The 21607-nt window shown below is 73.1% G+C and carries 19 protein-coding genes; 11 read left to right on the top strand and 8 right to left on the bottom strand.

Features of this window, described 5'->3' with window-relative positions; all coding sequences use genetic code 11:
• Positions 1 to 33: 33 nt before the first annotated feature.
• The gene (locus H4687_RS20850; protein WP_097249955.1) at positions 34 to 1374 is read left to right on the top strand and encodes an MFS transporter; all 1341 of its coding nucleotides are present in this window, start codon (positions 34 to 36) and stop codon (positions 1372 to 1374) included.
• A 49-nt stretch (positions 1375 to 1423) separates the two neighbouring features.
• On the opposite strand, the gene H4687_RS20845 is transcribed toward H4687_RS20850, so the two are convergent.
• From H4687_RS20845 to H4687_RS20830, 4 genes are all read right to left on the bottom strand, one after another.
• Entirely contained in the window at positions 1424 to 2101 is a 678-nt protein-coding gene (locus tag H4687_RS20845) for a flavin reductase family protein (RefSeq protein WP_225966763.1), read from the bottom strand.
• A 145-nt stretch (positions 2102 to 2246) separates the two neighbouring features.
• Complete coding sequence (locus H4687_RS20840) at positions 2247 to 3092, bottom strand: enoyl-CoA hydratase/isomerase family protein (protein ID WP_046918319.1); 846 nt, start codon at positions 3090 to 3092, stop codon at positions 2247 to 2249.
• A gap of 55 nt (positions 3093 to 3147) precedes the next feature.
• Positions 3148 to 5400 carry an acetate--CoA ligase family protein gene (locus H4687_RS20835; RefSeq protein ID WP_046918320.1) on the bottom strand — a complete coding sequence of 751 codons (2253 nt, stop codon included), beginning with the start codon at positions 5398 to 5400 and terminating at the stop codon, positions 3148 to 3150.
• Between the two features lie 323 nt (positions 5401 to 5723).
• Positions 5724 to 6938, bottom strand: coding sequence for a flavin-containing monooxygenase (locus H4687_RS20830; RefSeq protein ID WP_046920299.1), 1215 nt, complete (start codon positions 6936 to 6938; stop codon positions 5724 to 5726).
• A gap of 380 nt (positions 6939 to 7318) precedes the next feature.
• Between H4687_RS20830 and H4687_RS20825 the strand changes: the two genes are divergently transcribed.
• The 4 genes from H4687_RS20825 to H4687_RS20810 are packed head-to-tail and all read left to right on the top strand — an operon-like array spanning position 7319 to position 9636.
• Positions 7319 to 7765: a DoxX family membrane protein gene (locus tag H4687_RS20825; RefSeq protein WP_050398291.1), complete on the top strand. Its 447-nt coding sequence runs from the start codon at positions 7319 to 7321 to the stop codon at positions 7763 to 7765.
• A gap of 33 nt (positions 7766 to 7798) precedes the next feature.
• Positions 7799 to 8203: a Zn-ribbon domain-containing OB-fold protein gene (locus H4687_RS20820; RefSeq protein WP_050398172.1), complete on the top strand. Its 405-nt coding sequence runs from the start codon at positions 7799 to 7801 to the stop codon at positions 8201 to 8203.
• A gap of 24 nt (positions 8204 to 8227) precedes the next feature.
• The gene (locus tag H4687_RS20815) at positions 8228 to 8854 is read left to right on the top strand and encodes a GNAT family N-acetyltransferase (protein WP_050398171.1); all 627 of its coding nucleotides are present in this window, start codon (positions 8228 to 8230) and stop codon (positions 8852 to 8854) included.
• Complete coding sequence (locus tag H4687_RS20810) at positions 8854 to 9636, top strand: class I SAM-dependent DNA methyltransferase (protein ID WP_050398170.1); 783 nt, start codon at positions 8854 to 8856, stop codon at positions 9634 to 9636. The genes H4687_RS20815 and H4687_RS20810 overlap by 1 nt, the downstream gene beginning before the upstream one ends.
• 205 nt (positions 9637 to 9841) lie before the next feature.
• On the opposite strand, the gene H4687_RS20805 is transcribed toward H4687_RS20810, so the two are convergent.
• From H4687_RS20805 to H4687_RS20795, 3 genes are all read right to left on the bottom strand, one after another.
• Positions 9842 to 10591, bottom strand: coding sequence for a pyridoxine/pyridoxamine 5'-phosphate oxidase (locus H4687_RS20805; protein WP_050398169.1), 750 nt, complete (start codon positions 10589 to 10591; stop codon positions 9842 to 9844).
• A 13-nt stretch (positions 10592 to 10604) separates the two neighbouring features.
• The gene (locus H4687_RS20800; RefSeq protein WP_046917128.1) at positions 10605 to 11030 is read right to left on the bottom strand and encodes a pyridoxamine 5'-phosphate oxidase family protein; all 426 of its coding nucleotides are present in this window, start codon (positions 11028 to 11030) and stop codon (positions 10605 to 10607) included.
• A 113-nt stretch (positions 11031 to 11143) separates the two neighbouring features.
• Complete coding sequence (locus tag H4687_RS20795; protein WP_046917129.1) at positions 11144 to 12352, bottom strand: thiolase C-terminal domain-containing protein; 1209 nt, start codon at positions 12350 to 12352, stop codon at positions 11144 to 11146.
• A gap of 290 nt (positions 12353 to 12642) precedes the next feature.
• Here H4687_RS20795 and H4687_RS20790 point away from each other — a divergent pair, with 290 nt between their 5' ends.
• The gene (locus H4687_RS20790; RefSeq protein ID WP_050398168.1) at positions 12643 to 13884 is read left to right on the top strand and encodes an acyl-CoA dehydrogenase family protein; all 1242 of its coding nucleotides are present in this window, start codon (positions 12643 to 12645) and stop codon (positions 13882 to 13884) included.
• Positions 13885 to 13919: 35 nt separating this feature from the next.
• Positions 13920 to 14408: a nitroreductase/quinone reductase family protein gene (locus H4687_RS20785; RefSeq protein ID WP_046920402.1), complete on the top strand. Its 489-nt coding sequence runs from the start codon at positions 13920 to 13922 to the stop codon at positions 14406 to 14408.
• A 158-nt stretch (positions 14409 to 14566) separates the two neighbouring features.
• Here H4687_RS20785 and H4687_RS20780 read toward each other — a convergent pair whose 3' ends face one another.
• Positions 14567 to 15214 (bottom strand): TetR family transcriptional regulator, encoded by a 648-nt coding sequence (locus H4687_RS20780; protein ID WP_046920403.1) that lies wholly within the window; start codon positions 15212 to 15214, stop codon positions 14567 to 14569.
• Positions 15215 to 15968: 754 nt separating this feature from the next.
• Between H4687_RS20780 and H4687_RS20775 the strand changes: the two genes are divergently transcribed.
• From H4687_RS20775 to H4687_RS20760, 4 genes are all read left to right on the top strand, one after another.
• A complete protein-coding gene (locus tag H4687_RS20775; RefSeq protein WP_050398167.1) occupies positions 15969 to 16913 on the top strand; it encodes a VOC family protein in 945 nt (314 codons plus the stop codon).
• Between the two features lie 316 nt (positions 16914 to 17229).
• Entirely contained in the window at positions 17230 to 19575 is a 2346-nt protein-coding gene (locus tag H4687_RS20770) for an outer membrane protein assembly factor BamB family protein (RefSeq protein ID WP_050398166.1), read from the top strand.
• A gap of 159 nt (positions 19576 to 19734) precedes the next feature.
• The gene (locus H4687_RS20765) at positions 19735 to 20382 is read left to right on the top strand and encodes an RNA polymerase sigma factor (protein ID WP_046916989.1); all 648 of its coding nucleotides are present in this window, start codon (positions 19735 to 19737) and stop codon (positions 20380 to 20382) included.
• Complete coding sequence (locus tag H4687_RS20760) at positions 20379 to 21602, top strand: CU044_5270 family protein (protein ID WP_046916990.1); 1224 nt, start codon at positions 20379 to 20381, stop codon at positions 21600 to 21602. The genes H4687_RS20765 and H4687_RS20760 overlap by 4 nt, the downstream gene beginning before the upstream one ends.
• Positions 21603 to 21607: the final 5 nt, after the last annotated feature.

The following is a 21607-nucleotide window of genomic DNA, read 5'->3' as shown; positions in this document are numbered from 1 at the left end:
GTTCGGAAGGGCCGCAGGTCCGACGCTTGAGGCATGCCTCAGACAGCCGACGACGACAGAGCCGTCCAACGCGATTCCGCCGCCCCCCGGCCCGCCCGTTCCGGCCGCCGTCCCGGCCGCGTCCGTGTCCACCGTGCCTGGTTCGTCGCCGCCGTCACCTTCGTGACGATCATCGGGGCGGCGGCCTTCCGGTCGCTGCCGGGTCTGCTGATCGATCCGTTGCACCGGGAGTTCGACTGGTCACGGGGCACGATCGCCTCGGCGGTCTCGATCAACCTGGCCCTGTACGGTCTGACGGCCCCCTTCGCCGCCGCGCTGATGGACCGCTTCGGCATCCGCCGGGTCGTCGCGGTCGCCCTGACGGTGATCGCGCTCGGGGCCGGTACGACGGTGTGGATGACCTCGGCCTGGCAGCTGATGCTCTGCTGGGGCCTGCTCGTGGGGCTCGGCTCGGGTTCGATGGCGCTGGCCTTCGCGGCGACCGTCACCGACCGCTGGTTCACCGAACGGCGGGGTCTGGTCTCGGGCATCCTGACCGCCGCCTCCGCGTCCGGCCAGCTGATCTTCCTGCCCCTGCTGTCGTGGATCGTCTCCGAGCGCGGCTGGCGGCCCGCCTCCGTCACGGTCGCGCTCGCCGCCCTGGCCGTCGTCCCCTTCGTATGGCTGCTGCTGCGGGACCACCCGGCGGACGTGGGGCTGAAGCCCTACGGCGCCGAGGAGTTCGTAGCGAAGCCGGGGCCGGTGCCGGGGGCGGCGCGGCGGGCGGTGCGCGTGCTCCTCTCGGCCGTGCGGACGGGGCCGTTCTGGCTGCTCGCCGGCACGTTCGCGATCTGCGGCGCCTCCACCAACGGTCTCGTCCAGACCCATTTCATCCCCGCCGCCCACGACGCCCACATGCCCGTCACGGCGGCGGCCTCCCTGCTGGCCGTCATCGGGGTCTTCGACGTCCTCGGCACGATCGCCTCGGGCTGGTTCACGGACCGCTTCGACTCGCGGCGGCTGCTGGCGGTGTACTACGCCTTCCGCGGTATCTCGCTCCTGTTCCTCCCCATCCTGCTGGCGCCCGCCGTGCACCTCCCGATGATCTTCTTCATCGTCTTCTACGGCCTCGACTGGGTCGCCACCGTCCCGCCGACCATGGCCCTGTGCCGCGAGCACTACGGTGCCGACAGCGCCATCGTCTTCGGCTGGGTCCTCGCCTCCCACCAGCTCGGCGCCGCCCTCGTCGCCTTCCTCGGCGGCCTCGCCCGCGACACCTTCGGCTCCTACGACGTCGTCTGGTACGCCTCGGGCGCGCTGTGCGCGGCGGCCGCCCTGATGGCGTTGGTGATACGGAGGCGGCCGGTGGGGCGGGTGGGGCTGGCGGTCACCTGAGTCGGTGAGTCGGGGGCCCGCCGTCAGGTCCTGAGCCGGGGGGCCGCCGTCAGGTCCTGAGCCGGCCGAAGCGGCCCCGGTGGAACAGCAGCGGCATCGTGTCGTCGGCCGTGTCCAGTGCCCGCACCCGGCCCACCACGATCAGGTGGTCGCCGCCGGTGTGGACGGCGTGCACCGTGCAGTCGATCCAGGCGGCGGCGCCGGTGAGGCGGGGGGAGCCCGTGGCGGGGGCCGGGGTGTGGCTGACGCCGGCGAACTTGTCCGCCCCGCTCACCGCGAAGCGCCGGCACAACTCGCCCTGGTCCGCGCCGAGTACGTTCACGCAGAAGACGCCCGCGCGGGCGATCCGGGGCCAGGTCGTCGACGTACGGCCGACCATGAACGCCACCAGCGGCGGATCGAGCGAGAGGGACGAGAACGACTGGCAGGCGAAGCCGGCGGGGGGTTCGGTGGGGGGCCCGGCGGGGGCTGAGGCGTCGGCTCCCGGCGGCGGTGGGGACGCCGGTGCCGGGGCGGTGATCACCGTGACGCCCGTCGCGAAGGCGCCGAGGACACGGCGGAACTCCGCCTGGTCGACCGGCGCGCGTTCGTTCTCGCCGACGCAGCGCAGCTCGGGGCGCGGCAGCGCTTCGAGGACCGGTTCCGGGTGCGTCGCCCTGCCACTTCCGTCCGCCGGGCCCGCCCTCAGGTAGCGGACGGCGGCGGCTGCCATTCCCGCATGTCCCATCACCTCACCATTGAAACTGACGACCCGTCAGAAGTGAAGTGCGGTCCCGTAAAGTCCCGTAACGGTTCTTCTGTGGCCTGTGGCCTGTGGCCTGTGGCCGTGGCCCGTGGCCCGTGGCCCGTAGCCCCCGGCTTTGGGTGAGCCCTCAGCGGCCCTCGTAGCGCGGTGTCCGTCGTTCCACGAAGCTCGCCACGCCCTCCTGGGCGTCCGCCGTCGTCATGTTGATCTCCTGTGCGGCGGCCTCGGCGGCGAAGGCGGTGGCGCGGTCGGTGTCGAGGGAGGTGTTGACCAGGTGTTTGGTCGACGCCAGGGCGCGGGTCGGCCCGGCGGCGAGCCGTTCCGCCCATTCACGGGCCGTCTTCCGCAGGTCCGGGGCGGCCACGACCCGGTTGACGAGGCCGAGGCGCTCCGCGTCGGCGGCGGACAGGGCGTCCCCGAAGAACATCAGCTCCTTCGCCCGCCGGGGCCCGACGAGGCGGGGCAGCAGATACGCGCCACCCCCGTCGGGGACGAGGCCGCGCCGTACGAACACCTCGATGAAACGGGCCTCCTCGGCCGCCAGTACGAGGTCGCAGGCGAGGGCGAGATGCGCGCCCAGGCCGGCCGCCGTGCCGTTGACCGCCGCGATCACCGGCTTCTCGCAGTCGAGGACGGCCGCGACGAGCCGTTGTGCGCCGAGGCGGATCAGGCGCGCCACGTCACCGGCCACGCGCCCCCCTTCGGCGCCCGCCGTGTCGCCGCCGGTCGAGGCGCTCCGCAGGTCCGCGCCCGCGCAGAATCCGCGACCCGTGGCCGTGATCACCACCGCGCGCACGGCGGGGTCGCAGGAGGCGTCACAGAGGAGGCGGATGAGGTGTTCCCGCTGGTCGGGGGTGAGGGCGTTCATCGCCTCGGGGCGGTTGAGCGTGATCCACGAGACGGCGTTGTCAGTGGCGTGCAGTATCAATGAGTCACGGGATTTTTCGGGATGTTCTTGGGGGGAAGCGGACATGTGGGTGCTCCAGTTGTCACGGGGAGTGGTTGATGTCCTCAGGGGGTGGCCGCGCTCAGCGGCACACCGCCAGCGCGTCCAGGGCCACGGCCCCCTGTCCCCTCGGCAGCACCATCAGCGGGTTGATGTCCAGCTCCGCTATCTCGTCCCCGAGTTCCAGCGCCATACGCTGCACGCGGAGCACCACCTCCACGAGGGCGTCCACGTCGGCCGGGGGAGCCCCGCGCACCCCGTCCAGCAGGGCCCGCCCGCGCAGTTCGGCGAGCATGGCGTGCGCCTGGTCCTCGGCGAAGGGGGGCACGCGTACGGCGGAGTCGCGCAGGACCTCCACGAGGACCCCGCCGAGGCCGACCGTGACGGTGGGCCCGAAGAGGTCGTCGTGGGTGACGCCCACGACCATCTCCACCCCCCGCTCGACCATCTGGCACACCAGCACCCCGTCGAGGGAGACGTCCTCGTAGCGGGCGATGTCGGTCAGCTCGCGATAGGCGTCGCGGATCTGGCTCGCGGAGGTCAGCCCGACCTTCACCAGGCCGAGTTCGGTCTTGTGGGCGATGCGGGCACCGGACGCCTTCATCACCACCGGGTAGCCGACGAGGCTCGCCGCGCGCACGGCCGCCGCCGCGCTGGTCACCAGCTGCTCGCGCGGCACGCGTATGCCGTACGCGCGCAGCAGCTGCTTCGCCGCGTGCTCGCTCAGCTGCTGCCCCGGCCGCATCAGTGCCTTCGCCTTGCGGAAGGAGGGGGAGGGGGAGCGCGGTGCCTCGTCGAAGGGGGAGCGGTAGGCGCTGGTGAAGCGGGTGTGGTCGAGGTGGGCGCGGATGGCCGTGATGCAGTTGGCGAAGGTGCGGAAGGTCGCCACCCGGGACGACCCGAGCAGCGTCTCGCGATAGGCGGCCTCGGTGCCCACCGGCGACCCCCACACCACGCACACCAGCTTGTCCGTCCGCTCCGCGGCGGCCACCAGGTCCTCGGCGAGCTTGTCGCTCATCGGCGGGAAGGGGCCCGTGATGGGGCAGATCAGCACGCCCACCGAGGGGTCGTCGAGGATCGCGTCGAGGATGCGGGGGCCGCGCCAGTCGCCCACGGGGTGGCCGCCGTTGTCGACGGGGTTGGCCACGCTCAGATAGTCCGGGATCCACTGGTGCAGCTCCGCCTGCTTGGCCTCGGAGAGGGTGGGGAGGGGGAGGCCGGCCTCGGTGGCCAGGTCGGCGAAGTGCGCGCCCGTGCCGCCCGAGATCGAATAGACGACGACGCCCTCGGGCCTCGGGTCGGCCGCCCCCGGGTTGCGCGGGCGCCGGGCCCGCGCCAGGAGCGTGGCGGTGTCCTGGAGTTCGTCGAGACCGTCGACGCGGATCACGCCGTACTGCCGCATCGCCGCGTCCACCACCGCGTCCGCGCCGGTCAGTTTGCCGGTGTGGGAGGCGGCGGTGCGGGCGCCGGTCTCGGTGCGGCCGACCTTGACGGCGACGACGGGCACACCGCGCCGGGCGGCCCGGTCGGCGGCGAGGAGGAAGGCGCGGCCGTCCTTGAGGCCCTCGACGTAGGCGGCGATGGCACCGACCTCGGGGCGTTCGGCGAAGTAGGAGATGAAGTCGGCGGCCTCCAGGTCCGCCTCGTTGCCGGTGGGGGCCCAGTGCGAGAGGCGGATGCCGATCTCCTGGAGGGAGAAGACGGGGCGGCCCTGGTGGCCGGACTGGGTGATCAGCGCGATCGCCGGGCCGTCGAGGTCGTCGCGGAAGCGCTCGAAGGCGTTGAGGTTGGTGTTGGGGCCGAGCAGCCGCAGCCCGTCGGCGCGGGCCACGGCGGCGGCCAGCCGCTCCTGCGCGGCGGCGCCCTCCGCGCCGGTCTCGGCGAATCCGGAGGCGAAGGCGACGGCGAACTTCACCTTGGCCGCAGCCAGTTCGTCGATCACGGGGAGGGGGTCGGAGAGGAGCAGGACGGCGAGGTCGACCTGTTCGGGCAGGTCGGCGACGGAAGGGACGCACGGAATGCCGAAGACCGACTCCCGCGTGGGGTGCACGGGGTGCAGCCGGGCGCCGACGCGTTCGGACCAGGCGAGCAGCTGCCGGGTGATCCCGGTGTTCGGTCGCCCCTCGGTGTCCGAGGCGCCGACGACGGCCAGGGACTCCGGGCGGAAGAGCCGGTCCAGATCGGGGACGTCGGCGTACAGCGGACGCCCGCTGACGTCCAGGTCGCCTGCCTCGGCGGGCCTGCCGTGCACGACCTGCGTGGGGTGCTCCCCGCACGCGATGGCCCGGGCCCGGCGGGAGTCGGTGGTGAGGGTGCCGTGGGTTGATCCAAGCATCGGTCCGCCCGCTCCTGTGTGACAGCCAATTCAGTGACGTGACGCATTCACGTTTCTGACGACACGTCAGATTTCAGACTACTGAACTGACGCTGTGTCAGGAATGGGTGTGCGGGCAAAGCTACGCGGCAGTAAGGAGGTTGTACCCGTGTCGGGGGACGGTCAGACGTGTGGGAGGGGATGGGTCTGGGGCGGGGGTGGCTTGGTGGGGCCCCCGTGCCCCGATCGCGCGTCGAGCGGTCGGGCGGCCGGTGACCGCTTGCCCTCCCGCCCTTCGGCCGCCTGTCCTCCCGCCCGGCGACCGCACCCTCCCGCCCGTTCGCTCAGCGGGTGGTGCGGATCTGTACGGTGACCGCGTCGCGCGTGGTGACGCCGCCCGTCTTCACGATGGCCTTGGCGATCTTCTCCGCGTCGAGGGCGAGTTCGCGGAACATGCCGCTGATGGGGTTGGTGAAGCCGGTGAAGTACAGGCCGGGGGCGTTCTTGGGGAAGCGGGCGCCGTGCACGACCGGCTTCCCGCGTCCGTCGAGGACGTCGAGGTGTCCGACGAGCCCTTCCAGGGCGCGGCGGTAGCCGGTGGCGGCGATCACGGCGTCGGTCTCGATCCGGGTGCCGTCGCCGAGGACGACCTTGCCGTCCTCGAACCCCTCGACCGAGGCGACGATCTCGACCCTGCCCTTTCGCACGGCGTCGATGAGTCCGACGTCCTGCACGGGAACGGCCCCCTCGTGCACGCGGGAGTAGAGGCCGGTGTCGGGCCGGGCCAGGCCGTGGGCGGACAGGTCCGGCACGCTGAGCTTCGCCATCGGCTTGGCGAGCCGGTCCACGAGGGCGACCGGCAGCCGCCGTACGAGGACGCCCGTGTACTGGGCCGCCCACCCGGCGGTCGACCGGCGCACGATGTGCGGGGCCGTCCGCACCGCGAGCCGCACGCGCCCCGCCCCGCCCTCGACGAGGTCGACGGCGATCTCGGCGCCGGTGTTGCCGATGCCGACGACGAGGACGTCCCGGCCGGCGTAGGACTCGGGGTTGCGGTACTCGCGGGCGTGCACGAGGTCGCCGGTGTAGGAGTCGCGGCCGGGCCACTCGGGGATGTGGGGGGTGTGGTTGTAGCCGGTGGCGACGACGACCGCGCCGCCGGTCAGCTCACGGCCGCCGGTGGCGTGCAGCAGCCAGCCGGTGCCGTCGGCGGTCCGCTCCACGCGGGAGACCTCGACGCCGGTCACGATCTCCAGTTGGTGCACCTCGGCGTACTTCTCCAGGTAGCGGACCACGTTGTCCCGCGACACCCACCGGCCGAACCGGCGCGGCATGGGCAGGCCGGGAAGCGCCGACAGGCGCCGGGTGGTGTGCAGATGCAGCCGGTCGTAGTGCCGCCGCCAGGATGCCCCGACCCCGTCCGACTTCTCCAGCACCACGGCCCGCACCCCCTGGGCCCGCAACGCGTACGCGACTGCCAGCCCGCCGGGTCCGCCGCCGATCACATAGACGGGGCGGTCGGAAGAGGCGGGAGTGACGGAAGCTCTGGAGTCGGCCATGCGCCTGAGCGTATTCACGCCCTCATTTGTTGGGTCTCGGTCAAGCCCGGAATTGGTTGCGGATTGATCACGGGTGTAGGAGGCGTGGGTGGGGTCTGTGGCGTAGGTCTCCTGGTATGTGGGGGTGGGGTGGTGAGGCGTCCCACTCCACCCCACCCCACCTCGCCTCACGCTCCCGCCGTCCCACCCCGCCCCCCACGCTCCCGTCGGACGCCACCCGCGCCGGGTGGTCCTGTTCCTGCTCCTGTTCCTGCTGCGATCGGAGGGCCTTCGCGCCCGGATCCGCCGGGTGGTCATCAGCCCTTGCGCATTCACCCCCGCTCCGCTGAACTGACGTACCGTCAGAAACGCCGCGTCCACGCGGAAGGGTGGCGATGTGCATGGAGTCGATCTGGCTCGGCGGTGCCGAATGGCTGGCTGTTCTTCGTATCGGGCTCGGGCTGTGGTGGCTGGAGAGCTGGCGGCACAAGGACAAGGGGGCGTGGTTCGAGGGGGCCGGCATCGAGTGGGCCGCGGGGGTGGCGGAGAAGCATCGGTGGGGGGCGGTGCGCAGCGGGTTCGACGTGGTCGTCAAGCCTCGGCCCAAGGCGATGGCGTACGTCGTCGTCTACGCCGAACTCGCCCTCGGGCTCGGGCTGATCCTCGGGTTGCTCACCCCGGTCGCGCTGTTGGGCGGGCTGCTGCTCAACCTCCTCTATCTCGTGCTGATGATCCACGACTGGGCCGAGCAGGGGCAGAACTCGATGATGGCGCTCATCTCGGTGGTGGGGCTGTTCGGGATGTCCTGGCAGACCTGGTCCGTCGACAGCGCGTTGGGCTTGTTCTGAAGGGGGCGCGTGAGGAGCGATGGGAGGAGCGGCATGCGGTTCGATGTGCCCGAGGCCGATGAGTTCACCCGTACGTACTGGGACGCCGCCGCCGACGGGCGGCTGCTCCTGCGGCGCTGCGCGGCCGCCGGCTGCGGGCGCGCACACCACTATCCGCGCGAGTTCTGCCCGTACTGCTGGAGCGAGGACGTGCGGTGGGAGGAGGCCTCCGGGCGCGCCACCCTCTACACCTGGTCCGTCGTCCACCGCAACGACCTGCCGCCCTTCGGGGAACGGACGCCGTACGTCCCCGCGGTCGTCGATCTCGTCGAGGGGCCGCGGATGATGACCGAGGTGGTGGAGTGCGCGGAGGGGCGACTGCGCACGGGGATGGGGTTGGAGGTCGGCTTCCGGGAGGGCGGGGGCGTGGTGGTGCCCGTATTTCGCGCGCGCTCGTGACGGGGCGCGCGTTTCAATGGGGGCGTGAGCCGTACTGATGAGCGATCCGCCGGTCCGTTCCCCGATCCTTCTCCAGGTGGGTCCTCCACCGAGCCGCACGGGTACGGGCTGCGGCTGTGTGCGTGGGACGTGGACTCCGACGCCCATGTGGAGGCGTGGTTCCGGGGCCGTGCCGATCCGGACTTCCGGCGGTGGAACACGCCCATGACGCTGGACGGGAGTCTCGCGGGCGCCCGGGAGTCGCTCCGGTTGCGGGCCGAGTCCGACGAGGAGGGCAAGACCGTCTCCTTCCGGATCGCGGACGCGGAGACCGGTGTGACGCTCGGGCACATCGGGCTGAGCGGGATCGACGCGTCCATGCGCCGGGCCGTCGTCGGCTACTGGGCGTTGCCCGAGGCCCGGGGCCGCCGGGTCGCCACCCGCGCCCTCGACCTCGCCGCCCGCTGGACCCTCACCGACTTCGGTATCCACCGGCTCGAACTCGACCATGTCGTCGGCCATGCCGCGTCCTGCCGCGTCGCGGAGCTGTGCGGGTTCCGGTACGAGGGGACCATGCGCGGGGCGGCGTTCGACGAGGGGCGCCACGACGCCTTCCGGGACGCGCACCTGCACGCGCGGCTGGCCACCGACCCGGCACCGGAAAGGATCTGATGAGCGCGGACGACCGACTCGCGTACGAGACCGTCGACGATCCCGACGGCTACTTCGGCGAAGCCGTCGCGGCGCACTACGACGACCCCGACTCCCCCATGTTCGGCGCGGAGGCCGTCGACCCGGCGGTGGACCTGCTCGCCGCTCTCGCGGGCGGACCCGGAGGGGACGCGCGGGCGCTGGAGTTCGGGATCGGCACCGGGCGCATCGCCCTGCCGCTCGCCCGGCGGGGCGTCCCGGTGCATGGCATCGACCTGTCCCGCGCCATGGTGGAGCGGCTGCGGGCCAAGCCGGGCGGCGCGGACATCGGTGTCACCCTCGGGGACTTCGCCACGACGCGGGTCGACGGCCCCGGCTTCACCGTCGCCTACCTCGTCTTCAACACGATCAACAACCTGACCACGCAGGACGCCCAGGTGGACTGCTTCCGCAGCGCCGCCGCGCATCTTCTGCCCGGCGGCTGTTTCGTGATCGAGGTCGGGGTGCCGGATCTGCGGCGGCTGCCGCCGGGGCAGGACGCGGTGCCGTTCCATGTCGGGCCCACACGGCTGGGGTTCGACACGTACGACGTGGCGACGCAGGGGATGCGGTCGCACCATCTGACGGTCGTCGAGGGACGGCCGGTGTACCGGTCGATCCCGTTCCGGTACGTCTGGCCGGCCGAGCTGGATCTGATGGCGCGGCTGGCCGGGATGCGGCTGCGCGACCGCTGGGCGGGATGGAACGGGGAGCCGTTCACGAACGACAGCACCGGGCATGTGTCCGTGTGGGAGAAGCCCTGATCCGAGCCGAATCGGGGGGCCTGATCCGGGCCTGATCCGGGCCGAATCGGAGGGCCTGATCCGGGCCGAATCGGAGGGCCTGATCCGGGCCGAATCGGGGGGCCTGATCCGGGCCGAATCGGGGGGCCTGATCCGGGCCGAATCGGGGGGCCTGATCCGAGCCCGATCCGGGTCTGGTTCGAGGGAGACCGTTCGCCTCCGTCCGTCACGGCCAGAGCAGCTCCTTGATCCAACCGCCGCTCTCCCGCCGGTAGTCCAGCCGTACGTGCCGTCGCCGCGCGTCCCCCTGGAAGAACTCCACCTCGTCCGGTTCCACGACGTACGCCGTCCAGGAGGGCACGGCCACGTCCGGCTCCCGCCGGGCGCGTTCCCAGGCGGCCTCCGAGGCGCGTTCCAGCTCCGCGTACGAAGGCAGGGCTTCGCTCTGGTGGCCCACGAGGGCGGCGGCCAGCGCACCCGTCGAGCGGGCGTGCAGATCGGCGTGGGCGACCTCGGCGGGCTCGACGGTGACACGGCCCCGCACCCGGACCTGGCGGCCGAGGAGGGGCCAGTAGAAGCCGAGGGACGCGTACGGGCGGGCCGCGAGGTGGCGTCCCTTGCGGCTTCCGGCGTGGGAGGCGAAGTGCCAGCCCCGCGCGTCCACGTCGTGCAGCATCACCGTACGGACGTCCGGCCGGCCCTCCGCGTCGGCCGTGGCCAGCGACATGGTGTGCGGCTCCACCTCCCCGGCCGCCACGACCTCCCCGAACCAGGCGGCGAACAGCGGCACCGGCTCGGCGGGGGCCGCCGCCGGGTCGAACAACGGCAGTGCGCTGACCTGCGGATCCCAGACCCGCAGCCCCCGCAGGATCTGGACGACAGCGGACGACGGGGCGGACGACGGGGTGGACGGCTGGGCGGGGGCCGCCGCCGGGGCCCGGGAGGGGGACCGCGGCCGGTCAGGGGGTTCGGTCATGGGTGGGACGGTCTCACACCGTGCCCAGATCGGACGAGACCCACCTCTCGGGGCGCATGCGGATGATGACCTGGTCGCCGTGGTTGCGGGAGGCGAAGTCGACGTAGCCGTCGACCTTTTCGGCCGGGAGGTAGCGGGCCGAGATCTCGCGGAGGTCGTCGAGGGTGGCGGGGGACGTGTCGGTGACGGGGCCCTCGACGGAGACGTAGCGGATCGTGGGTTCGAGGCGGTCGATCATCAGGGAGAAGCGGCCGGCCGCCTGGATCAGCCGGTTCTTGCGGGTGTCCGACCCGGTCATGATCCAGATGTCGCCGCCGGGTGCGTACTGGTACCAGATCGGCACCGTCAGCGGCGCCCTCCCCTCCCCGGCGTCCACCGCCAACGCGGCCACCTGAGCCTCGGCCAGAAACTCCTCGCGCTCCTTGCGGGACAGTGCCATGTCGCTTCCTCCAGGGCCGAAACGGGGACGTCTTCGTCTGCCGAGTCGGTTCAGCGCCCTTGCCCCGCCGCCTATTCCGGTGCCTGCCCCGGCGCCGGACGAGGAGGGCGGCCTCACTCCCGACCCAGCACCACCGTTCCCGAGGAGCAGAACCAGCCGCCCGTGCCCGACGCGACGGCCAGGCGGGGCGGGGCGCCGTCGGGGGTGGGGATCTGGTGGGGTCCCGCCTCGCCGCGCAGCTGGCGTACGGCCTCCACGAGGAGGAAGAGGCCGCGCATGCCCGGGTGCTGGGCGGAGAGGCCGCCGCCGTCGGTGTTGACCGGGAGGTCGCCGGTCAGGGTCAGGCGGCCCTTCTCCACGAAGGCCCCGCCCTCGCCCTTCGCGCAGAAGCCGAGGTCCTCCAACGTCACGAGGGTCATGTAGGTGAAGGCGTCGTAGATCTCGGCGAAGTCGATCTCGGCGGGGCGTACGCCGGCTCGTTCGAAGGCGAGGCGGCCGCTGACCGCCGCCGGGGAGACCGTGAAGTCGGGCCACTCGGACATGGTCGTGTGGGAGGCGTACTCGCCGGTGCCGAGGACCCATACGGGCGTCGCCGGCCGGCAGTCCCGTACGTACTCCTCCGCCGCCAGCAGGACCGCCGCGCCGCCGTCGGAACGTATGCAGCAGTGGAGCTTGGTGAAGGGGTCGGCGATCGGCGCGGAGGAGAGGACGTCGTCGACGGTGATCGGCGTGCGGAACATCGCCTCGGGGTTGGCCGCCGCGTTCGTCCGGGCCTGTACGGCGACGGAGGCCAGCTGTTCCAGGGTCGTCCCGTACTCGTACATGTGGCGGCGCGCGGCCATGGCGTACTTGGAGATCAGGGTGTGCCCGTACGGGACCTCGAACTGGAGGGGGCCGCGCGCACCGAACGAGAGGTTGCCGGTGCGGCGGCCCGCCTTGATGTCCGCGCGGGCGGTGGAGCCGTAGACGAGGAGGACGACGTTCGCGTGCCCGGCGGCGATCGCGTCCGCCGCGTGGGCCGCCATGACCTCCCACGTCGAGCCGCCGACCGAGGTGGAATCCACCCAGGTGGGCCGCAGTCCCAGATACTCGGCCACCTCCACCGGCGCCAGTGTGCCGAGGCCCGCCGAGGCGAGGCCGTCGATGGCCGTGTGCTCCAGCCCCGCGTCGGCGAGGGCCCGGCGGGCGGCCTGCGCGTGGAGTGCGTACGGGGTCGCGTCGTCCACCCGGCCGCAGTCGGACAGCGCGGCCCCGACGATCGCGACCTTCCGGCCGCCGCTTCGACGTACCGGGGCTCGACGCGTCGCCTCCGCATGCCTCACCTCCGCATGCGTCGCCTCCGCACGTGCCGGGTCAGGACGTGGTGCGTCAGGCGGGGCTGTTTCGGCTCGTGCCGCGTCAGCCCGTGCTGCGTCAGCTCGTGCCGCGTCAGGGCGGGCCGCGTCGCGAGGGCCGGTGGGTCCGGGTGGGGCGGGCGCAGCGGTCATGAATCTGACGGTACATCAGATGGGCGGCCGGGAACCCTGTGCTTCGGTCGCCTTCCGGCCTAATATGACGGACCGTCAGATCTTGAGTTCAGGATGACGTTGGGGGAGTGGAAGGGGGACCGCCCATGGACGCCCGCCTCACCGCCGAGCAGGAGGAAATCCGGCGCACAGTGAGGGAGTTGCTGCTCAAGCGCTGTGGTCCGGAGGAGGTTCGCGCCGCCGTGCGGACCGGGGAGGGGTACGACGCCGGTCTCTGGTCCGCCCTCTCCGAGCAGCTCGGGCTGCCGGGGCTCGCCCTCCCCGAGAGTCACGGCGGTGTCGGCTGCTCGGCGACCGAACTCGCCCTGGCCGCGGAGGAGCTGGGGCGCGCCCTGGCCCCCTCGCCGCTGCTGTCCACCTCGGTGCTCGTCGCGCCCTTGATCCTCGCCCTCGGCACCGAGCGGCAGCGCGCCGCACTGCTGCCCCTCCTCACGTCCGGCCGGCTCACCGCGGCCCTCGTTGTACCGGGCACCGCCCTCACCACCGCGCTGGCGCTGACCTGCGACAACGGTGGCGCATGGGCCGGCGGTGGCCGGGCCGGCGGCGTCCAGGCGCGGCGCGTCGGGGACGGGTGGCGGCTCTACGGGGAGGCCGGGCAGATCCTCGACGGGCACAGCGCGGGACTGCTGCTCGTGGCCGCGCATGCCGGTGGGTACGCCCGGTCGCGGACCCTGCTGTTCCTGGTGCGGGTGCCGCACGGGGAAGCGGGGGGCGGCGGGGGCCTCGTGCGGGTGCGGCAGACCTCGATCGACGAGACGCGGCCGGTGGCCCGGCTCGAACTGCGTCATGTGGAAGCCGAGTTGCTGGGGGAGGAGGCCGGTGCCGCCGATGCCGGTGTGCCGGCGGTCCTGGCCGAGGTCGGGGACGCGGCCGCCGCCGTGCTCGCGGCGGAGGCCGTGGGGGCCGCCGACCGGGTGCTGGAGCGGACGGTGGCGTACGCGCGGCAACGGGAGCAGTTCGGACGGCCGATCGGGTCGTTCCAGGCGGTGAAGCACCGGCTCGCGGATGTCTACGTGCGGGTGCGGGCGGCCCGGTCGGCGGCGTACTACGCCGCCTGGGCGGCGGCCGCCCCGCCCGGCGGCGAGCGGGCCGGTGGGCTGGCGCTCGCGCAGGCGCTGGACGCGTTGCGGATGGCGGCCGGGGAAGGGATCCAGCTGCACGGGGGGATCGGGTTCACCTGGGAACACGAGGCGCAGCTGTACTTCAAGCGGGCGGCGGGGGACGAGGCGCTCTTCGGGCCGGTGCACCGGCTGCGGGGGCGGGCGGCCGACATGGCGGGGGTCTTCACGGTCGACGGGCCGGGCGAGCAGAGGGCGGTGCGGGGCTGATGGCTTCGAAAAGGGCGGCGGAAAGGGCGGCGGGGATGGCCGAGGGCATGAAGGGCATGGGCGTGCGGCTGGTGCAGAAGGTGTCCTCGGCTCCGGCGTTCGCCCGGGTCGCGCCGCACGTCATACCGGCGCTGGACCGCGCCGTGCACCGGGTGACGCGGGGCCGGGTGCTGCTCAGCGCGCAGCTGCTGCCGGGTGTCGTGCTGACGGCGACCGGGGCGCGGAGCGGGGAGCCGCGTCGTACGCCGCTGGCCTGTATGCCCGAGGAGGGGCGGGACAGTTGGGTGCTCATCGGGTCGAACTTCGGCCGCCCCGGCCACCCGGCCTGGAGCGCCAACCTCCTGGCCCACCCCGACGCCGAGATCAACTGGAAGGGGCGTGACATCCCCGTCACCGCGCATCTGCTGGCGGGGGAGGAACGGGCCGCCGTATGGAAGGAGCTGCTGCGGTTCTGGCCGCCGTACTCGACGTATCAGGCGCGAGTGGACCGGGAGATACGGGTGTTCCGGATCGTGCGGCGGTGAGCGAGTCCGCGCTCTCGGGGGCGTTCTTCGCATGTTCGTGTGCGGCTGACCGTTCCCCGCCCCCCACGTGCCCCTGAACGCGGCAGGCGGCACTCCTCGGTCGAGGGTGCCGTCTGCGTGACAGGAATCGCGTCCGGGGCCTGCCCGGGTGCTCCTGGTTACTTCGTCGGTTTCTTGCCGGTGATGCCCAGGTGGACCAACAGGGCGAGGTTGGGCCGTAGTTCGGCTTGCTTGACGCCCCAGGTCTGGAAGCCCTTCTGGTGCCCGGAGACCGAGGCGAGCATGGCGACGAGGGAACCGGCGAGGGCCGCCGGGTTCACGTCCTTGTCGACGCGGCCCTTCGCCTGGAGTTCGGAGACCGTCTCCGACAGGGTGTTGGTGACCGAGTTCAGGATCTTCATGCGGATCTTGTAGAAGCGTTTGTCGCCCTCGGCGGCGCCCAGGTCGACGACGCGGAGGATCGCGTCGTTCTTGCGCCAGAAGTCCAGGAAGCCGTCGACGAGTTCCTGGGCGGTCTGCCAGCCGGCCTTGCCGACCCAGGAGCGGCCTTCGAGGAGGCGCGTCAACGTGGCCCCCTCGGTGGCCATTTGCTCGGCGATCTCCAGGACGGCGCCCTCGACGTCCGGGAAGTACTGGTAGAAGGTCGCGGGTGAAGTCCCCGCCTTCCGGGCGACATCAATGACTTTGACGTCCCGGTAGGGCGACGAGCTGAGCATCTCGCTGAGGCAGTCGAGCAGCTTCTGCCGGGTCGCCTGCCCTCGTCGGCCGGCCACGCGGCCGTCGACGGTACGCACTTGTCCTGTCATGCCGTCAGCTTACCGAGGGGTGATCGGAGCGCGATTCGGCCGACTGCAAATGGGGAGCAGGGGCGTCACCTAGGGGTTCGTGCGGTGATCACGGAGTGTGTTGGCGCGTTTCTTTCGGGTGAGTGGGGTTCTTGGGGCGGGGGTGGTCTTCGGCCGCGGGTGGGTGGAGGTTCTCGCGCAGTTCCCCGCGCCCCCTCGAGCGGGCGTGCGTGTGACTTCGGCTGCGGGTGGTTCGTGGTTGCTCGCGCAGTTCCCCGCGCCCCTGAAAGACCAGGCCCTGCGGGCCTGACAGACGAGGCCCCGCGCCCCTGACAAGGCCAAGCCCCGCGGGCCTGACAAGGCCGCGCCCCGCGCCCCTGAAAGACCAGGCCCCGCGGGCCCGAAGACCAGGCCCTGCGGCCTGAAAGGTCGGGCCGGGGCGGGCCCGAGAGGGGCAAGCCTTCGGGCCTGCGCCCGAAAGCCCCGAAACCTGCGGCCTGAAAAGCAAGGGGCGCAGCCCCTGCTTTTCAGGGGCGCGGGGAACTGCGCGAGCAACCCCCACTCACCCGCACCCGCCCTCGCCCCCGACTGCCCGCCCCCGACTGCCCGCTCCCGCCCGCGCCCCCCGACCGGCCCGCACCCGCCGACGCACGCGCCCCCGCACCCGCCCTCGCCCCCGACCACCCGCCCACGCCCCCCGCACCCGCCCCCGCAGTTCCCCCAATACGGACGCGCCCGACGCGCGCCCCGTGTGGGGCGCCCTTAGCTTGGGGCTATGGCCGATGAGACGGGTGCCGTCACCGGGGCGGAAGCCGGCGCGGGCAGCGTCCCGTACCCCGAGGGCGTCCCCTGCTGGGTGGACGCCCAGCTGCCCGACGTGGAGGCGGGGAAGCGGTTCTACGGCGAACTCTTCGGTTGGACCTTCAAGGTGGCCCCCGGAGACGGCGCGCACGAGGTGTGGGGTCATGTCGAGGGCGCCCCCGTCGCCGCCCTCGCCCCCAAGCCCGACGGCCGCCTCCCCACGGTGTGGACCGTGCACTTCGCCACCCCGGACGCGTACGCCCTCACCTCCCGGATCACCGCGGCCGGCGGTCAGGTGATCACCCCGCCGACCCCGGTCGGCACGCTCGGCACGGCCGCGCTGGCCACCGACCCCGAGAGCGCCGTCTTCGGCCTCTGGCAGGCCGGCGCGCACACCGGCTTCGGGCGGCGCCACGAGCCCGGCACGTTCGCGTGGGCCGAGCTGTACACGAGGGACACCAAGGCGGCCAACTCCTTCTACGCGCACCTCTTCCACGACGCCCTCTTCGGCCCGGACGCGGTCCCGGACTTCGGCCGGGCCACGCTCACGGACGTCTTCCCGGCGGAGATGCCGCCGCACTTCCTCGTCCACTTCGGGACGGACGACTGCGAGGCGGCGCTCGCGACCGTCATCCGGCTCGGGGGGCGCGTCCAGGTGCCGCCGTTCGACACCTCGTACGGAAATGTGGCGGTCGTCACGGACAATCAGGGCGCGTCGTTCGCACTGCTGCGACGAAGGAACGGAAACGGCTGGCGGGAAGCGCCGCAGGCGGCGGACCAGGTCGAACAGCGCCCGGACGAACTGCGGCAGGAGGAGGACGACCGGCGGGAGGACGACACCCCATCGGAGGGCGCACGCGGCGCGAGCGCCCCGGAGGGCGACGCTGACCAGCGGGAAGACGGCGGCCGGAAGGGCTGAGGCCGCGCGCCCGGCTCACGGCTCGCGCGGGCGCTCCGGGGGCGTGACGAGGCCGCCGCGCGGGCAGACGTACGGGGTTGTGCGCCGGTGGTACGCGGCTCGCCACGGTGTCCCACCATCCGGGCTCCCGCTTCCCGAGAGGCGGACAACGTGGTTTTGTCCTGAGACACCCCGACTCGCCCCCGGGTTCGCAACCTGCCCCCGGTACAGGAAGAATCGGGGTGCGTGCCGCCAGGGCGGTGCGGTGGTGAGACGCTGCACGGGGTCGCGCGCACAACACGGGTGACGCGGTCCGTACGGGGAGGTGGCAGGGCAAGTGGTGGATCAGCTGACGCAGCACGATCCGCGGCGGATCGGGCCGTTCGAGGTGCTGGGACGGCTGGGTGCCGGCGGCATGGGGCTGGTCTATCTGGCGCGCTCGGCGTCGGGCCGGCGTGTGGCGATCAAGACGGTGCGGACGGAACTGGCCGAGGACCAGCTCTTCCGGGTCCGTTTCACGCGCGAGGTCGAGGCCGCCCGCGCGGTGTCCGGCTTCTACACGGCGGCGGTGGTCGACGCCGACCCCCGGGCCGCCGTGCCGTGGCTGGCGACCGCGTACGTCCCCGCGCCCTCGCTCGAAGAAATAGTGAACGACTGCGGTCCGATGCCGGTCCAGGCCGTCCGCTGGTTCGCCGCGGGCGTGGCCGAGGCCCTGCAGTCCATCCACGGTGCCGGGCTCGTCCACCGCGACCTGAAGCCCTCCAACGTGCTCGTCGTCGAGGACGGGCCACGCGTGATCGACTTTGGCATCGCGTCCGGCGTATCGAACACGCGTTTGACGATGACCAACGTCGCCGTCGGGACGCCCGCGTACATGTCGCCCGAGCAGGCGAAGGACTCGCGCAGCGTGACCGGCGCGAGCGACGTCTTCTCGCTGGGCTCGATGCTCGTGTTCGCCGCCACCGGACACGCCCCGTTCCATGGCGCCAACCCCGTCGAGACCGTCTTCATGCTGCTGCGCGAGGGCCCCGACCTCTCCGGCCTCCCGGACGACCTGCGCCCGCTGATCGAGTCCTGTATGCAGATGGACCCGACCGCGCGCCCGGGCCCGGCCGATCTCCAGGCCCAGCTCGCCCCGCACCTCTTCGGTTCCGGCTCGGACGACAGCGGTACGGCGTCGGCGTGGCTGCCCGAGAAGGCGGTCGCCATGATCGAGACCCGCCGCGGCGGGCGCCCCGCGCCCAAACCGCAGCCCTCCTCCGGCCGCAGCGGAGGCGGGGGCCGCCCCCACGCCCCCGTCCCCCCGCCCCCGCCGCCGTACGACCCCGCGCCGGCCCCGGTCGGCGCCCCCGACACCGGACCCGTACGGCTCGCCGGTGGACAGGTGCCCATCGGCCCCGGACCACGCGTCGCCGACGCCCGCGCGGCCGCCGTGAAGGCGCCCCCTCCTGAGGCGGGCCTCGCCGCGTCCTGGTCCCGCCCGCGCGCCGGCGTGAACGGCGCCGACCCCGCGCCCGCCGTGGCCCCGCCCGCCACCCCCGAGGCGGCGCCCTCCGGCTGGCGCCCCTGGCGTTTCCGCATGTCGAACGACGTGTGGGGCACCCCGTCCGTCGCCGACGACCTCGTCTACGTCACCTCCTTCGAGGTGCACGCCCTGGACGTGGCCACCGGCCGGCGCCGCTTCAAGACCCGTGACGTCGCCTGGTCGATGGCGGTCGCGGACGGCCGTATCCACGCCTCCGACGGACCGACCCTCTTCGCGCTCGACGCCCGCGAGGGCGGGGACCTGTGGCGGCTGTCGACGGACGCCTGGGTGTACTCCCTGAAGGCCGACCGGGGCACCGTGGTCACCGCCACCCGCGGTGGCGGCGTCCAGGGCTGGGAGGCGTCCAACGGGCAGAAGCTCTGGGAGCTGACCGGCGCCCAGACCGATTTCGAGTCCCCCGAGGCCGGACCGGTCGTCCAGGACGGCACGGTCTACATCTGGAAGGACGCCCGGCTGCGGGCGCTGGAGGCCCGTACGGGCGAGGAGCGCTGGTCGTACCCCATCGGGGACGCGGGCTCCTGCGGCGGCGTCCCGGTACGGCTGGCACCGGCCGCCGACGGCTACGTGTACGTCTCCGCCGGCAGCCGCGTCCTCGCCGTCGACATCGCGAGCGGCCACGTCCGCTGGCACTTCGAGGCACCGGCCGTCTTCCTCTCCGCGCCCACGTTCGCGCCGGGCCCGGCCGTCACGGGCGGCGGCGTGTACCTCGCCGACTACCTCGGCACGGTCTACGCCCTCGACGCGACCGACGGCCGCGACCGCTGGCGGATCGCGACGGAGTCGCGCTCCTCGCTGGAGCCGGTCCTGGTCGCCGCCGGACACGTCCATGTCGGCAGCGGCAAGGGGCTCTACACCCTCGACGCGGTCACGGGCACACCGAAGTGGCGCTTCCAGGCGGGCGGCGAGATCGTCGGCGCGCCGTCGGTGGCGGAGGGGCGGATCCACTTCGGCTCGACGGATCACCTGCTGTACACGCTGAAGGCCGACGACGGCCGGCTGCGGTGGAAGCTCGCCACGGGTGGGGAGATCACCGGGTCGCCCGTCGTCAAGGACGGCGTCGTGTACGCGTGCAGCAAGGACCGGTGCGTGTACGCGCTGGACGCGGAGAAGGGGACGGGGACGGCCCGGACGTCGTAGGGCCGCGACGGCCCCCTCCCCCTCCTCCCACCCGCGCACGCAAGCAAGCACGCACCGGCGTGTGACGCGGGCCACAGTTCGTGAATCGTCGCTCCCCCTGTAAGAAGTCGGCCGCCCCGCGCATTGCTCGGTGAGACAGCCGATATGAGGGGACGGCGCGTGACGCATGCGCAACGCTTCAGGGACATCTACGAGGAGTGCTATCCGCGCGTCCTCGCCTACGCCACGAGCCTGGTGGGACGCCAGGTGGGGGAGGACATCACCAGCGAGACCTTCACCGTGGCCTGGCGGCGGGTGCGGGACATCCCGCGCCCCGCTCTGCCCTGGCTCCTGGGGGTCGCCCGCAACCTGGTGCGCGAACTGCGCCGCCGGGACGCCCATCAGTACGCCCTCGCCGCCGCGGAGGCCCAGCACATCAGCAGCGGCGCCCGTCCCGGCGTCGGCGACGTCGCGGCGGACGTGACCGAGCGGGAAGCCGCGCTGCAGGCCCTGGCGAGCCTGTCCGACGCCGACCGGGAGCTGCTGACGCTCATCGCCTGGCACGGGCTGAGCGCCAGACAGGCCGCACGGGTCCTGGGCTGCACCACCGCGACGCTGACCGTCCGGCTGCACCGGGCCCGCCGCCGCCTGGAGAAGGCCCTGGAGTCGGCGCACCCCGCCGACACGACACCCGTACGGGACACGCCACCGGCTCCCGCGTGGAACGCGGACTCCGCACCCCGCACACCCCAGGCATCCCACATGTCCCAGGCGCCCCACACACCCCAGGCCCCGCGCCGCACCGATCGCAGAGGAGCACTCACGTGAAGAACACCCACGGACGGTCCGGGCGGACCGACGCTATGCAGGTGCTCGCGGACGCGCGCCCCGAGGAACTGGACCCGGCGAGGCTCGCGGACTCCCCGCGGCAGCACGCGGACCTGGCCCGCATCCTCGCCCGGTCGACCGACGGCCGCGCGGCACGCTTCCGCGTCCCGGAGCGACTGCGGGGCGGCATCCGGCCGTTCGGGACCGTGGCCGCCCTCGCGGCCGTCGCGGCGTCCGCGGTGGTCGTGAGTTCCCTGGACCGGGATCCCCTGGGCGTCAGCCCGGGCGCGCCCCCGCACTCCTCCGCCTCGGGGCCGGACGCGTCCGCGCCGGACGGCCGCCTCGAACTGCTCAGCGCGGCCAAGAAGGTCGGGGCGGCGGACGGCGAGGGAACGTACTGGCAGACCACCACGCGCTCACAGGACGTGAACGTCGTCGGCGCGGCGGGAGGCGAGGGCCCGCTCTTCGCCGTGCGCGACTCGGCGACCTCCGAGTGGTCGGTCGGGGTGCGCCCGGGGACCCAGAGCCTGATGGTCTCCGGTCTGGACGCCGAGATCGTCCCCCGGACCAAGGTGGACGCGGCACGCTGGCGGGCCGCCGGCTCGCCCGGGACGATGCAGGCGGAGGTCATGGGCAACGAGGCGGGCGGCACGCTCGGGTACACGATGGGCACCCGGCCGCCGACGGTCATGCGCACGGACGTCGACGACAAGATCTACGCCCTCGGCCCGCGGAACGCCTCCTACCAGGATCTGCTCGCACTCCCCTCCGGCACCGCCGAGTTGCGGCGCGAGCTGGAGCGCCGGCACGGGCAGGACGGCGGTGCCGAGATCAGCGACCGTACGGCCTACGTCCTGCGCCAGGCGGCCGACCTGATCAGGATGCCGGTGAAGCCCGCCGTCCGGGCCGCCGCGTACCGGGTGATGGCCGGGCAGCCCGGTGTCCGGGGGCTGGGGCAGGTGACCGATCCGCTGGGGCGCGAGGGCGTCGGCATCGCCTTCCCGGGCACGCACGCGACCCCGCTCGGGAGCGTGGAGCAGCGGGTGGTCGTGGACCCGGCCACCGGCGAACTGCTCGCCGAGCAGCTCGTACTGGTCGAACCGTCGGCCAGGGCCCGCGAGGCGGGTCTCGACGCGGGCACGACGGTGAACTACACGGCGACGACCCGGATGGGCTGGGGCGAGAGCCAGATCAAGGTGCCGGCGAACGCCCGGCGCTGAGCCGG

The sequence above is a fragment of the Streptomyces stelliscabiei genome, from assembly GCF_014873495.1.
GTDB lineage: Bacteria > Actinomycetota > Actinomycetes > Streptomycetales > Streptomycetaceae > Streptomyces > Streptomyces bottropensis.
This window is presented reverse-complemented; position numbering and strand designations above follow the sequence as displayed.